We start from the raw sequence: 14524 nt of genomic DNA on the forward strand, positions 1-14524 counted from the left end.
GTCAAGTCACCCGGCTCACCGCCGACTCGACGTCGGCCGCGACTCCCCCCGGGTGGAGTTCGTGAAGAACTCAGTGATCCTCTTCACCGATGCGGTGCACATGGATCAGGTTGGTCGACCCCACCGTTCCGGGAGGGGCACCGGCGACGATGACCACCTGATCGCCCACGTTGAGACGACCGATCTTGAGCAGCGAGTTGTCCACCTGGCGGATCATCGCGTCGGTGCTGTCGACGTTGTCGACCAGGAACGTCTCCGTTCCCCAGCTCATCGCCAGCTGGCTGCGCACCTCCGGTAGCGGCGTGAACGCCAGCAGCGGGAGGCGCGTGTGCAGTCGCGCGAGTCGGCGCACCGTGTCACCGGACTGGGTGAAGGCCACCAACGCCTTGGCGTCGAGTCGCTCACCGATGTCGCGTGCGGCGTAGGAGATGATCCCGCGCTTGGTGCGGGGGACGTGGCTGAGCGGCGGCACGTCCCGCGTGCCGTTCTCCACGGCGTTGACGATCCGCGCCATGGTGCGGACGGTCTCCATCACGTACTTGCCCACCGAGGTCTCCCCGGACAGCATGACCGCGTCGGCTCCGTCGAGCACGGCGTTGGCGACGTCGGAGGCCTCGGCCCGGGTGGGACGCGAGTTCTCGATCATCGACTCGAGCATCTGGGTGGCCACGATGACCGGCTTGGCGTTCTCGCGGGCGATCTGGATCGCGCGCTTCTGGACCAGCGGGACCTCTTCGAGCGGGAGTTCCACGCCGAGGTCGCCGCGGGCGACCATGACGGCGTCGAAGGCCAGGACCACGGCCTCGAGGTTGTCGATGGCCTCGGGCTTCTCCAGCTTGGCGATCACCGGCACGCGGCGACCGACACGGTCCATCACCTCGTGGACGAGTTCGATGTCGGCGGGTGAGCGGACGAACGACAGGGCGATCAGGTCGACACCCAGCGACAATGCGAACTCGAGGTCAGCGGTGTCCTTGTCGGACATCGCGGGAACGGAGACGTTCATGCCCGGAAGCGAGACGCCCTTGTTGTTGCTGACCGGGCCACCCTCGGTGACGCGGCAGACCACGTCGTTGCCGTCGACGTCGATGACCGTCAGACCCACCTTGCCGTCATCGACGAGCAGTCGGTCGCCCGGCTGGGCGTCGAGCGCGAGTTCCTTGTAGGTGGTCGAGACGCGGTCGTGGGTGCCCTCGATGTCGTCGACGGTGATGCGGACCTGCTCGCCGGTGGCCCACTCGGTGCGTCCCTGGGCGAAGCGGCCCAGCCGGATCTTGGGGCCCTGCAGGTCGGCGAGGATGCCGACCGCGCGGCCGGTGACATCGGAGGCCGCACGTACACGCTCGTACATCGCCTGGTGATCGGCGTGGGTGCCGTGGCTGAAGTTCAGCCGCGCGACGTCCATCCCGCTCTCGACGAGTTCGCGGACTCCTTCGGCCGAATCGGTAGCAGGGCCGAGGGTGCAGACAATCTTTGTACGGCGATTCACCGTTGCGAGCCTAGTCGTCCGTCGCGGGCATCTCCATCACTCCACCGAGTTGTCACCGCGTGTGCACATCCGCGAACCCACCGATGGCCCGTTCTCATCGCACCGACAGCGGCACCGCGTCGGGGTGGACCGGCGCGGGCAGATCGGAGGCGCCCATGAGGAAGACGTCGACACCCCGCGCGGCGGCCCGGCCCTCGGCGATGGCCCACACCACCAGCGAGGCACCGCGATGGGCGTCGCCGCAGACGAACACGCCGTCCGCCGCGGTCCCCCAGTCGTCGCCACACGGCACGGTGTGCCTGCGGTCGAGTTCGACCCCGAGGTCGGTGAGCAGAGCCGAGTGCTCGACGCCGGTGAAACCGATCGCGAACAACGCCATGTCGCAGGGGATCTCGAACTCGTCGGCCACCGGGACGATCGATCGTTTCCCGGTGTCGTCGCGGCGGACCTCGACCTCGGCCAGCACCAGATGGGTGACGTGACCGGAGCTGTCGCCGCGGAACCGTTGCACCGCAACCTGATATCGACGCTCGCCGCCCTCGGCGTGCGATGACGAGGTCCGCATCACCAGCGGCCAGGTCGGCCACGGGGACACCCCGTCGTCCCGATTGGCGGGTAGTTCGGGGTTGTAGTCGAGTTGGGTGACCGACCGTGCGCCCTGACGGTGCGCGGTGCCCAGGCAGTCGGCGCCGGTGTCGCCGCCGCCGATGATCACGACGTTCTTGCCGTGCGCCGAGACGGTGGTCGGTCCGTCACCCTCGCATTCACGGTTGGCGGGCACGAGATGTTCCATCGCGAGGTGGACCCCCGTCAGCTCCCGGCCGGGCACGGGGTTGTCGCGGGCATCCAGGGCCCCCACCGCGAGCACGACCGCGTCGTGGCGGTCGCGCAGTTCGCTGACACTCAGATCGACGCCCACCTCGCATCCGGTCTGGAATTCTGTTCCCTCGGCCCGCATCTGCGCCAGCCGGCGGTCGATGTCGGACTTCTGCAGCTTGTACTCCGGGATGCCGTAGCGCAGCAGTCCACCCAGCCGGTCGTCACGTTCGTAGACGGTGACGTCGTGCCCGGCACGGGTCAGCTGTTGCGCGGCGGCGAGGCCGGCCGGTCCCGATCCGACGACACCGACCGAACGGCCTGATCGGACCGCGGGGATCTTGGGTTCGACGCCACCGTCGCGCCAGGCGGTCTCGGCGATCGTCTTCTCGATCCGCTTGATCGTGACGCTGCCGCCGGTGGTCTTCTCCGAGATCGACAGCACGCAGGCCGACTCGCAGGGCGCCGGACAGATCTTGCCGGTGAACTCCGGGAAGTTGTTCGTCGCGTGCAGCCGTTCGCTCGCGGCGTCCCACCGGTCGCGACGGACGAGGTCGTTCCATTCCGGGATGAGATTGCCCAGTGGGCAGCCCGCGGTCCCCGAGTGACAGAACGGGATCCCGCAGTCCATGCACCGGCGCGCCTGACCGGCGACCTCGATCCGCAGTTGCAGCGGGTCGTGGTCGATGTAGACGTCGTCCCAGTCCCGGACGCGGTCCGCGGCCGGGCGCGCCCGGTCCTCGACCTTGTCGACGTTGAGAAATCCACGCGGGTCAGCCACGAGCCGCCTCCATGATCGCCGAGTCGACGTCGCGCCCTTCGGCCCTGGCCATCCGGGCGGCGTCGAGCACTCGTTGGTAGTCGGTCGGCATCACCTTGGTGAAGGCCAGGCACCGGCGTGGCCAGTCGGCCAGAATCGACGCCCCGACCGCGGAACCGGTCAGGTCGGTGTGTTCGGTGATCCGCTCCCGCAGCCACGTCAGGTCGTCGGGATCGGGACGCTGCAGGTCGACCATCGCGTGGTTGACCTTCGACGGATCGAGGTCGTACACGTAGGCGATACCCCCGGACATACCCGCGGCCAGGTTGCGGCCGGTGGGCCCGAGGATCACCACCCGTCCCCCGGTCATGTACTCACAGGCGTGATCACCCACGCCCTCGACCACCGCCACCGCCCCGGAGTTGCGGACCGAGAACCGTTCGCCGACGCGTCCGCGCAGGAACACCTCCCCCGAGGTGGCGCCGTAGAGCAGCGTGTTGCCCGCGATCACCTGGTCCTCGGCGATGTAGGTCGCGCCCGGACCGGGTCGCACGATCACCCGACCGCCGCAGATCCCCTTGCCCACGTAGTCGTTGGCGTCGCCCTGCAGGTCGATGGTGATGCCGGGTGGCAGAAACGCGCCCAGGGATTGTCCGGCCGAGCCGGTCAGCAGGACGGTGATCGTGTCCGGGGCCAGCCCGGCCGCGCCGTAGCGGCGGGTGACCTCCGCACCGAGCAGGGTGCCGACGGTGCGGTTGACGTTGCGCACGGGCAACTCGAGGGTGACCGGGTGTGCATCCTCGAGGGCACCCTCGGCGAGCTGGATCAGCGTCTGGTCGAGGGCCTTGGCGAGTCCGTGCTCCTGTCCGGTGATCCGACGTCGCGAGCCGGTCACCTCCGGCATCGCGAAGATCGGGGTGAGGTCGATCCCCTTGCTCTTCCAGTGCGCCACCCCGTCGGCGGTGTGCAACGCGTCGGCGCGGCCGATCGCCTCGTCGAGGGTGCGGAACCCCAGCCTGGCCAGGTGCTCGCGCACGTCCTGGGCGATGAAGCGGAAGAAGGTGACGATGTGCTCGGCCTGACCGGTGAACCGTGCCCGCAGCATCGGGTTCTGGGTCGCGACCCCGACCGGGCAGGTGTCGAGGTGGCAGACGCGCATCATGATGCACCCGGCCACGATGAGCGGCGCGGTGGAGAACCCGTACTCCTCGGCACCGAGCAGGGCGGCGATCATCACGTCACGTCCGGTGCGCAGCGCGCCGTCGCACTGCACGGTGATCCGGTCGCGTAACCCGTTGAGCATCAACGTCTGCTGGGCGTCGGCCAGGCCGATCTCCCACGGCGTGCCCGCGTGTTTGAGCGAGGTCAACGGCGATGCGCCGGTGCCGCCGTCGTGACCGGAGATGAGCACGACGTCGGCGTGCGCCTTGGACACGCCGGCGGCGACGGTGCCCACACCGACCGCGCTGACCAGCTTGACGTGGATGCGCGCGTCGGAGTTGGCGTTCTTCAGGTCGTGGATGAGCTGGGCGAGGTCCTCGATCGAGTAGATGTCGTGATGCGGGGGCGGCGAGATGAGCGCGACGCCGGGCGTGGAGTGCCGGGTCTTGGCGATCCACGGGTACACCTTGTAGGCCGGTAACTGGCCTCCCTCACCGGGTTTCGCGCCCTGCGCCATCTTGATCTGGATGTCGGTGGCGTTGGTGAGGTAGTCGCTGGTGACGCCGAACCGTCCGGACGCGACCTGCTTGACCGCGCTGCGTCGTCGGGGGTCGTAGAGGCGATCGGTGTCCTCTCCGCCCTCGCCGGAGTTCGATCGGCCGCCGATGCTGTTCATCGCGATGGCGATCGTCTCGTGCGCCTCGGCGGAGATCGACCCGTAGCTCATCGCCCCGGTGTTGAAGCGGGTCATGATCGACTCGATCGACTCGACCTCGTGGATCGGTACCGGGTCCCGGTCGCCGGAAGCGAAGTCGAAGAGACCGCGCAGCGTCCCACCCTCGGCGGAGAGTCGGTTGACCTCGTCGCTGTACCGGCGATAGACCTCCTCCTTGCCGCTGACGGTCGCGTGCTGCAGCAGGAAGACCGTCTCCGGGGTGAACAGGTGCAGTTCGCCCTCGCGCCGGTACTGGTACTCGCCGCCGACCTCGAGTCGCCGGTGGACCTGCTCGGTCGGGTTGTCCGGGAACGCGCGGCGGTGCCGGATGGCGACCTCCTCGGCGAGTTCGTCGAGCCCGACGCCCTCGATCCGCGACACGGTCCGGGTGAAGTACTCGTCGATCAGGGATCGCGACAGGCCCACGGCCTCGAAACACTGTGCGCCGGTGTAGGAACTGACCGTCGAGATGCCCATCTTGCTCATCACCTTGAGCACGCCCTTGCCGAGCGCCTGCAGGTAGTTGCGCACCGCCGCGGTGGCGGGCACACCGGTGAGTTCGCCCTCGCGGATGAGGTCCTCGATGGACTCGAAGGCGAGGTAGGGGTTGACCGCGGCCGCCCCGAAACCGATGAGCAACGCGAGGTGGTGGACCTCTCGGGCGTCACCGGTCTCGACCACCAGCGCCACCTGCGTCCGCTGCTTGGTGCGCACCAGATGGTGGTGGACAGCCGACACGGCAAGCAGCGACGGGATCGGGGCGTGGTCGGGATCGGACTCGCGGTCGCTGATCACCAGGGTGGCGTGGCCGTCGGCGATCGCCGCGCTCGCGCGGACCCGGAGGTCGTCGAGCGCGTGTGCCAACGCCTCCCCGCCACCGGTGACGTCGAAGTGCGCCCGCAACACCTTGGCCGCCAGGCCACGGTGGTTGCCGTCGTCGTTGATATGCACGATCTTGGCGAGCTCGTCGTTGTCGAGCACGGGCCACGGCAGCACGATCTGGCGACACGACGCCGCGGTGGGCTCGAGCAGGTTGTGCTCGGGACCCATGACGCGGGCCATCGATGTCACGATCTCCTCGCGGATCGCGTCCAGCGGCGGGTTGGTGACCTGCGCGAACAGTTCGACGAAGTAGTCGTAGAGGAGCCGGGACCGACGGGACAGGACCGCCACCGGGGTGTCGGTGCCCATCGACCCGAGGGGCTCGGTGCCGCCCGCGGCCATGGGCGTCAGCAGGACGCGCAGGTCCTCCTCGGTGTAGCCGAATGACACCTGCCTGCGCACCACCGACTCGTGCGTCGGGACGAACCGGGGGCGGTCGGGCAGGGTCGCGATCTCGAGCAGTCCGGCGTGCAGCCACTCGGCGTACGGCTGCGCGTCGATGAGGTCGGCCTTGACCTCCTCGTCGGGCACGATGCGTCCGGCCGCGGTGTCGACGAGGAACATCTTCCCCGGCTCCAGCCGCCCCTTGGACACCACCTGTTCGGTGGGGATCTCCAGAACGCCGGCCTCCGACGCGAGGATCACCCGTCCGGTGGTGGTGTGCCACCACCGCCCAGGACGCAGACCGTTGCGGTCGAGGACCGCCCCGACCACGGTGCCGTCGGTGAAGGTGACGCAGGCGGGGCCGTCCCAGGCCTCCATCAACGACCCGTGGAACTGGCAGAAGGCACGTCGATCCGGGTCCATGTCCGCGACGTTCTCCCACGCCTCGGGGACCATCATCATCACGCTGTGCGGCACGCTGCGTCCCCCGAGGTGCAGCAACTCGAGGACCTCATCGAGCGACGCCGAGTCCGACGCCTCCGGGGTGCAGATCGGGAACAGCCTGCGCAGATCGCCCGGGATGAGGTCGCTCGCGAGCATCGCCTCGCGGGCCCGCATCCGGTTGCGGTTGCCACGCACGGTGTTGATCTCACCGTTGTGGGCGATGAAGCGGAACGGGTGCGCCAGCGGCCACGAGGGAAAGGTGTTGGTGGAGAACCGTGAGTGCACGATCGCGATGGCACTCTGACACCGCTCGTCGCGCAGGTCTGGATAGAACGCGGGCAACTGCGAGGTGGTGAGCATGCCCTTGTAGGTGATGGTGCGCGAGGACAACGACGCGATGTAGATTCCGCTGCCGTCACCGGCGATCTCGTCGGTCATCTGCTCTGCCCTTTTGCGCAGCGGGTACACCGCGCGGTCGAGATGGATCCCGGCCAGCGGGCGGCCGTCGGTGTCGGACGCGGAGACGAAGAGCTGGGACATGAACGGCATGCATCCGCGGGCGGTGGCCCCCACGTCGGCGAGGTCGGGATCGATCGGCAGTTCCCGCCAACCGAGGACGGTGACCCCCTCCTCGTCGGCGATCGCGGCGATCCGGGCGTAGGCCACCTCGCGCGCGGTCTCGTCGACCGGGAGGAAACAGACGCCGGCGGCGTAGGTGTGGGTGCCGTCGTCGGCCGGGAGCGGGAGGTCGAGATCGGTGACCGCGCGCAGCAACTCGTCCGGCAACTGGATCAGGATGCCTGCGCCGTCACCGCTGGTGACCTCGGCGCCGGCGGCACCGCGGTGATCGAGGTTCTCCAGGGCCAGCAGGCCGTCGGCGACCACTCCGTTGGATCGGCGGCCGTGGATGTCGCAGACCATGGCGACGCCGCACGAATCGGATTCGAGATCGGGGTCGTACAACCCCTGGGCATCGGGCAGCGCTGAGAACAACACGGGAAACCTCCACGATTCCCGGTCCGCGACGGGACCGGACCAGGCAGGGTCCTCAGGACAGCACTGGCCCGTGGGGGAAAGATCGGCGCGTCCGTTCACCGGTCGCGCGAGCCCTGATGTTAACACCGCCCATACGGCGAGGGCGGTGCGTGCGAACCGTCACCGACGAGGGCGCTACGAGGTGGAGCGCGGCTCGTCGTCGGTGGTCGGCGTGGTCGCGTCGGCGTCCTCGGCGTCGGGCGGGGTGTCCTTCGTGGTGGACACCGCGGCCTCGTCCGGTGCGGCGCCCTCGGTGGGCACCGCGCCCTCGGCAGCCGGCACAGCCGTGTCCGACGTGGGTGGGTCGGCGTCGGACCCGCTGTCGACCACCGGCGCATCGTCGACAGCGGTGGTGTCGTCCCGGGTGGTGTCGTCCCGGGTGGTCTCGTCTGGGGTCGTATCGTCCGGGGTCGTGTCGTCTGGGGCGTCGGTCTCATCAGCCACCGGCGCCCGTCCGTCCCGATAGATCTCGGTCTCCGACTCCCGCCCCTTGCGCGCCAGCACGATGTAGGCGACGGCGCACAGGAAGACGATGCCCGCGGTGAAGACGTTGATGCGGACCCCGAAGATGTGCGTGGCCGCGTCCTCACGCAGCAACTCGATGCCGAAGCGGCCGAGGCAGTAGCCCGCGACGTATCCGGCGAACAACCGTCCGTGGCCGATCCGGAAGCGGCGGTCGACGACCACCAGTGCGACGACGACGAGGACGTTCCAGAGCAGTTCGTAGAGGAACGTCGGCTGCACGACGTCGACGACGGTGCCGGTGGACTTCCCGTCGATCAAGCCGGGTCCGACGTTGCCGTTGGCGTCGACGCGCTCGAAGATCTGCAGACCCCAGGGCAGGTCGGTGTGCGCTCCGTAGAGCTCCTGGTTGAAGTAGTTGCCGAGCCGACCGATGGCCTGCGCCAACAGGATCGGCGGTCCGATGGCGTCGCCCCACGCCGGGAGTCTGATCCCCGCGCGGCGGGCACCGATCCAGGCTCCGACCGCGCCGAACGCGACCGCACCCCAGATCCCGAGGCCGCCGTCCCAGATCTTGAGCGCGTCGATCGGCGCCTTGGGACCGTCGCCGAAGTAGGTCCGCCAGTCGGTGGCGAGGTGATAGAGCCGACCGCCGACGAGGCCGAACGGGACCGCCCAGATGGCGATGTCGAGGACCTCGCCGTCGCGACCGCCACGGGCCTGCCATCGACGATTGCCCCACACGACCGCAACGATGATGCCCGCGATGATGCAGAGCGCGTAGGCGCGGAGCGGGAAGGAACCGAGGTACCAGACGCCTTGTGAGGGACTCGGGATGTAGGCCAGGACGGTCGGGTCGGTCACCGTGTCACAGTAGCCGAACGGACACCCTCGGCCAGCTCGGCCACCAGCGTCGTCAGGGCGTCGCCGCCCTCACTGACCGCGCTGACCAGAGCCGATCCGACGATGACACCGTCGGCGTAGGCGGCGATCTCCGCGGCCTGCTCACGACTGCGCACACCCAGTCCGACGCCGATGGGGATGTCGGAGTGGGCGCGTACGCGGGAGCAGAGTTCGGGCGCGGCGTTGGAGACCGCGTCGCGTGCCCCGGTGACGCCCATGGTCGATGCCGCGTAGACGAACCCGCGGCTCGCCTGCGCGGTCATCGCCAGACGCTCCTCGGACGAGGACGGGGCGACGAGGAAGATCCGGTCGAGGTCATGCGTCTCGGCGGCGTTCAACCAGTCGTCGGCCTCTTCCGGGATCAGGTTCGGGGTGATCAGGCCGAGGCCACCGGAGGCGGCCAGGTCCCGGGAGAACGCGTCGACGCCGTAGCGCAGCACCGGGTTCCAGTAGGTCATGACGACCGGTGCGGCACCGGCGTCGGCGACGGTCTGGCATGCGGTGAACACGTCGGCGACGCGGACACCGGAGCGCAGCGCCACGTCGGCGGCGTTCTGGATGGTCGGTCCGTCCATGACCGGATCGGAGTAGGCGATGCCGAGTTCGACGATGTCGCATCCGGCGCTCACGAGGTCGCGCAGCAGCGACAACGAGGTGTCCAGATCGGGGAACCCGACCGGCAGGTACCCGATGAGCGTGCTGCGGTTCTCCGCACGGGCGTCGGCGAAGACCGGTGCGAGACGCGAGGCGGTGGTGGGTGCGGGGTTCATCAGCGCAGCTCTCCCGTGTCGGCGGAGTCGGAGACCTCGGCTCCGGAGTCGTCGAGCAGACCGAACCAACGTGCGGCGGTGTCGACGTCCTTGTCACCGCGTCCGGACAGGTTCACCAGGATGATCGCGCCGTCCCCGAGTTCGGGCCCCAGGGTCAGCGCGCCGGCGATGGCGTGCGCGGATTCGATGGCCGGGATGATGCCCTCGGTTTTGGACAACAGCGAGAGGGCGTCCATGGCCTGCGAGTCGGTCACGGGACGGTACTCGGCGCGCCCGATCTCGAGCAGGTGTGCGTGCTCGGGCCCGACGCCCGGGTAGTCCAGGCCCGCCGAGATCGAGTGGGACTCGGTGGTCTGTCCGTCCTCGTCCTGCAGGAGGTAGGAGTACGCCCCCTGGAACGCTCCGGGCGTGCCGCCACTGAATGTCGCGGCGTGCCTTCCGGTGTCGACGCCGTCACCGGCGGCCTCGTACCCGACCAGGCGGACATCGGTGTCGCCGATGAACGGGTGGAAGATGCCGATGGCGTTGGAGCCGCCGCCGACGCACGCGACCACCGCGTCCGGGAGTCGCCCGGTCTGGTCCTGGATCTGCGCACGCGCCTCCATACCGACGATCCGCTGCAGGTCACGGACCATCAGCGGGAACGGGTGCGGTCCGGCGGCGGTGCCGAAGCAGTAGTAGGTGTTGTGCGCGTTGGTCACCCAGTCGCGCATGGCCTCGTTGATGGCGTCCTTGAGGGTGGCCGAGCCGTTGTCGACGGCGACGACCGACGCGCCGAGCAACCGCATCCGCGCGACGTTGAGCGCCTGACGTTCGGTGTCGACGCGCCCCATGTAGACGATGCACTCGAGACCGAGGAGCGCGCACGCGGTCGCCGTGGCGACACCGTGCTGTCCGGCGCCGGTCTCGGCGATGACGCGGGTCTTGCCCATGCGCTGCGCGAGCAGGGCCTGTCCCAGCACGTTGTTGATCTTGTGGGATCCGGTGTGGTTGAGGTCTTCCCGCTTGAGGAAGATGCGGGCGCCGCCCGCATGTGCACGCAGACGCGTGGCCTCGAACAACGGCGATGGACGGCCGCTGTAGTCCTTCTGCAGACGGTCCAGTTCGGCGAGGAAGTCGTCGTCGGTGCGGATCTTCTCGAAGGTGGTGGTGACCTCGTCGATGACGCCCATCAGGGCCTCGGGGACGTGCCTGCCGCCGAACGAACCGAAGTAGCCCCGGGCGTCGGGGTCGGAGTCGGTCCGGGTGGACAGCCCCGCGCTCGCCGTGGGCAGCTCGGGGACGTCGATGCCGGGATGGGCGTGATCGGTCGTCATGCTCCCATGGTGCCCTGCTCGGGCCCCGATATCGAAACCGCCGTCAGCGAACCGGCTTGGGGCACGACGGGTGCGTACCCGCGGTGACCAGCTCACGCACCGCGGCCCGCGGATCCCCGCTGGTGACCAAGCCCTCGCCCACCAGCACCGCATCCGCCCCTGCGCCCGCGTACGCGAGCAGGTCGGCGGTACCGCGGACACCAGACTCGGCGATTCGGATGGTCTCGGTCGGCAGTCCCGGCGCGATCCGGGCGAAGGTGTCGGTGTCGACCTCGAGGGTCTTGAGGTTGCGGGCGTTGACGCCGACGACCCGGGCGCCCGCCTGCAACGCGCGGTCTGCCTCCTCCTCGGTGTGGACCTCGACGAGCGCGGTCATGCCGAGGGACTCCGTGCGGTCGAGCAACGAGGCCAGCACGTTCTGTTCCAGGGCCGCGACGATCAGCAGGATCACGTCGGCACCGTGCGCGCGGGCCTCGTGGATCTGGTACGGACCGACGATGAAATCCTTACGGAGAACCGGGATGTCGACGGCCGCGCGGACCGCGTCCAGATCGTCGAGCGAACCCCCGAAACGACGCTCCTCGGTCAGGACGCTGATCATGCGGGCGCCGCCGCTCTCGTAGGCCTTGGCCAGCGCGGCGGGGTCGGCGATGTTGGCGAGCGCTCCGCGGGAGGGGCTGGCGCGCTTGACCTCTGCGATGACACCGATCCCGGTCTCGCGCAGGGCGGCATTGGCGTCGATGGGCGCTTTCGCGGCGGCGGCCGCGGCCTTGACGGCGGCGAAGTCGAGACGCGCCTCACGGGCGGCGACATCGGCTTTCACACCGTCGATGATCGAGTCGAGGACTGTCGGGGTGTTCATGTCTGCGCGGTCCCCTTCCGGCGGTGTCCGGGTCGAACCGTCGTCGTCGCGCTGACTCGATTCGATCGTCGGCATGCCGACTGATTTGGTATGCGACGAAGAGTAGCCCGCTCAGGCGTACGAGCCTCGATCGGGGTCGATGGCACCCCGCGCTCAGCGAGGGCCATCGTCGGCTCCGGACGCCCCACCGGGACGACGCCCCGGATCCGTCTCGTCCGGCGATGCCGCGGTGGGGTCGGCGCCGCTGTCGAGCGCGTCCCACAGCATCCGTTCGTTGAGTCCGCCACCGTCGCCCTCGGTCGCGTCCGACGCGACGCCGCCGCGATCCGGAGCGGGGTTCGCGGCCGCGTCACCGGTGGCCGTGGAGCGGTCGGCGAAGATCTGCTCCTCGAGGTCGGCGCGGCGTGCCGCCGGCGACTTGTACTTCGACGACAACCCGACCGCGCCGCGGGCCGCGCGCAGGATGACCACCGCCGCCGCGACCGCGAACAGTCCGGCGACGAAGACGAGGACGGCAGCCCAGCCGTGGGTCTGGATCGACGTCACCTGATACCGACCGGGCAGGTCGATGGCCTTGGCGGCGTAGGTGCCGCCGCTGTCACCGGTGAGCAGCGAGATGGCCGGCGCAACGCTCGCGACCCCGATCAGCGCGACGATCACCGCCAGGATGCGCAGGCCCCACCCGCGCAACGACACCGCCGCGGCGATGGCCGCGACCAGCACGATGGCCAGCGGTGTGAGGTAACTGCTCCAGTCGGAACCGTGCACGGTGAAGTCCCGGGGGACGCCGATCCCGTCGGCGGCGACCAGGCTCGCCCAGGACAGACGCGAACTCCCCCACAGCGCCGCGGCGGCCACCGCCAGCAGCACCGACGCGATGGTGAGCGAACGGCGGCGGTGGGCGACGTCGGCGGCGGTGGGCGCGGACGCGGTGGCGGGGGTGCTCATGAGGTGCGGTCGTGGTCCTTCGGATCGGGGGCCGGCGCGCCGGCGGGGGTCACACGGGTCATGGTCTCCGCTGCGGCGACGGCGGCGAGCACCGTGCCCGCCTTGTTGCGGGCCTCGTTGTACTCGTAGTCCGGGACGCTGTCGGCGACCACTCCGCCGCCGGCCTGGACGTAGGCGCGTCCACCGGCCATCACCGCGGTGCGGATGGCGATCGCGGTGTCGGCGTCGCCCGCGAAGTCGAGGTATCCCACGATCCCGCCGTAGAGACCGCGGCGGGTCAGTTCGTGTTCGTCGATGAGCTCCATCGCCCGGACCTTCGGGGCCCCGGTCAGCGTGCCCGCCGGGAAGCAGGCCGAGACGGCGTCCAGCGCGGTCGCGTCGTCACGCAGATGACCGGTGACCGTGGAGACGAGGTGCATCACGTGGCTGTAGCGCTCGATGTGGCGGTAGTCGTGCACCGACACCGTGCCCGGCTCGCACACCCGGCCGAGGTCGTTGCGGCCGAGATCGACGAGCATCAGGTGCTCGGCGTTCTCCTTCTCGTCGGCGAGGAGGTCCTTGGCGAGGAGTTGGTCCTCCTCGTCGGTGGCGCCGCGCCACCGCGTCCCGGCGATCGGATGGGTGGTGGCCACTCCGTCGGCGACGGTCACGAGCGCCTCCGGGCTGGACCCGACGATGGTGAACGGTTCCCGGCCGCCCTTCTCGTCGCCCAGGCCGGGGACACGCAGCAGATACATGTACGGGCTCGGGTTCGAGGCCCGCAGCACCCGGTAGACGTCGATGGGGTCGGCGTCGGTGGCCATCTCGAACCGCATCGAGGGCACCACCTGGAACGCCTCGCCGGCCTCGATCTCGCCGACCAGGGAGGTGACGATCGTCCCGTACTCCTCGCGGGTCCGTTGCGCGGTGTACTCCGCCTCGGGGCGGGTGTACATCGACACCGTCGACGGTGTCGGTGCGGCCAGCGCCTCGGTCATCCGGTCCAGCCGGGCGACCGCGTCGTCGTAGGCCTCGTCCGCGCGGTCGTCGCTGCCGTCCCAGTTGATGGCGTTGGCGATGAGGGTGATCGAGCCCTCGTGGTGATCGACCGCGGCGAGGTCGGCCGCGAGCAGCATCATCATCTCGGGCAGCGCCAGGTCGTCGACGGTGGTGTCGGGCAGGCGTTCGAGGCGGCGGACCGCGTCGTAGGCCAGGTACCCGACGAAGCCGCCGGTCAGCGGCGGCATGTCCGGCAGGCGGTCGGTGGCCAGCAACGTCAGCGACTCGGCCAGCGCGGCCAGCGGATCGCCGTCGCGGGGTGCGCCGTCGGGCACGGTCCCCCACCAGTGCGCCTGGCCGTCGACGACGGTCAGGGCGGCGGGCGAGCCGGCCCCGATGAACGACCATCGGGACCACGAACGGCCGTTCTCGGCGGACTCCAGGAGGAACGTGCCGTCCCGGTCGCCGGCCAGCTTCCGGTACGCCGACAACGGTGTCTCGGAGTCCGCCAGCACCTTCCGGGTCACCGGGACCACCCGGTGATCTCTCGCCAACTCGAGGAAGACCTCGCGCGACGTGGTCGCGGGATGTGTACTCAC

9 protein-coding genes are annotated in these 14524 nt (G+C 69.7%); all 9 read right to left on the minus strand.

What is annotated here, in order from left to right; genetic code table 11:
- Positions 1-70 precede the first annotated feature (70 nt).
- The 9 genes from pyk to LX13_RS13685 all read right to left on the minus strand — a co-directional run bounded on the left by pyk (position 71) and on the right by LX13_RS13685 (position 14524).
- Positions 71-1489 (minus strand): pyruvate kinase, encoded by a 1419-nt coding sequence (gene pyk / locus LX13_RS13645; protein ID WP_188490207.1) that lies wholly within the window; start codon positions 1487-1489, stop codon positions 71-73.
- A gap of 94 nt (positions 1490-1583) precedes the next feature.
- Positions 1584-3086 (minus strand): glutamate synthase subunit beta, encoded by a 1503-nt coding sequence (locus LX13_RS13650; protein ID WP_253661898.1) that lies wholly within the window; start codon positions 3084-3086, stop codon positions 1584-1586.
- Entirely contained in the window at positions 3079-7647 is a 4569-nt protein-coding gene (gene gltB, locus LX13_RS13655) for a glutamate synthase large subunit (RefSeq protein ID WP_253661899.1), read from the minus strand. The genes LX13_RS13650 and gltB overlap by 8 nt, the downstream gene beginning before the upstream one ends.
- Positions 7648-7821: 174 nt before the next feature.
- Positions 7822-9012, minus strand: coding sequence for a prolipoprotein diacylglyceryl transferase (gene lgt / locus LX13_RS13660; RefSeq protein WP_372499910.1), 1191 nt, complete (start codon positions 9010-9012; stop codon positions 7822-7824).
- On the minus strand, positions 9009-9821 hold the full coding sequence (gene trpA, locus LX13_RS13665) for a tryptophan synthase subunit alpha (protein ID WP_253661900.1): 813 nt from the start codon (positions 9819-9821) through the stop codon (positions 9009-9011). Before trpA ends, lgt begins: the two co-directional genes overlap by 4 nt.
- Positions 9821-11137 carry a tryptophan synthase subunit beta gene (gene trpB / locus LX13_RS13670; protein WP_253661901.1) on the minus strand — a complete coding sequence of 439 codons (1317 nt, stop codon included), beginning with the start codon at positions 11135-11137 and terminating at the stop codon, positions 9821-9823. The genes trpA and trpB overlap by 1 nt, the downstream gene beginning before the upstream one ends.
- 43 nt (positions 11138-11180) lie before the next feature.
- Entirely contained in the window at positions 11181-11999 is an 819-nt protein-coding gene (trpC, locus tag LX13_RS13675; protein WP_253661902.1) for an indole-3-glycerol phosphate synthase TrpC, read from the minus strand.
- A gap of 153 nt (positions 12000-12152) precedes the next feature.
- Positions 12153-12947 (minus strand): TIGR02234 family membrane protein, encoded by a 795-nt coding sequence (locus LX13_RS13680; protein ID WP_253661903.1) that lies wholly within the window; start codon positions 12945-12947, stop codon positions 12153-12155.
- Complete coding sequence (locus tag LX13_RS13685; protein ID WP_253661904.1) at positions 12944-14524, minus strand: anthranilate synthase component I; 1581 nt, start codon at positions 14522-14524, stop codon at positions 12944-12946. The genes LX13_RS13680 and LX13_RS13685 overlap by 4 nt, the downstream gene beginning before the upstream one ends.

Origin of the sequence: Williamsia maris, from assembly GCF_024171815.1 — a bacterium.
Classification (GTDB): Bacteria; Actinomycetota; Actinomycetes; order Mycobacteriales; family Mycobacteriaceae; genus Williamsia_A; species Williamsia_A maris.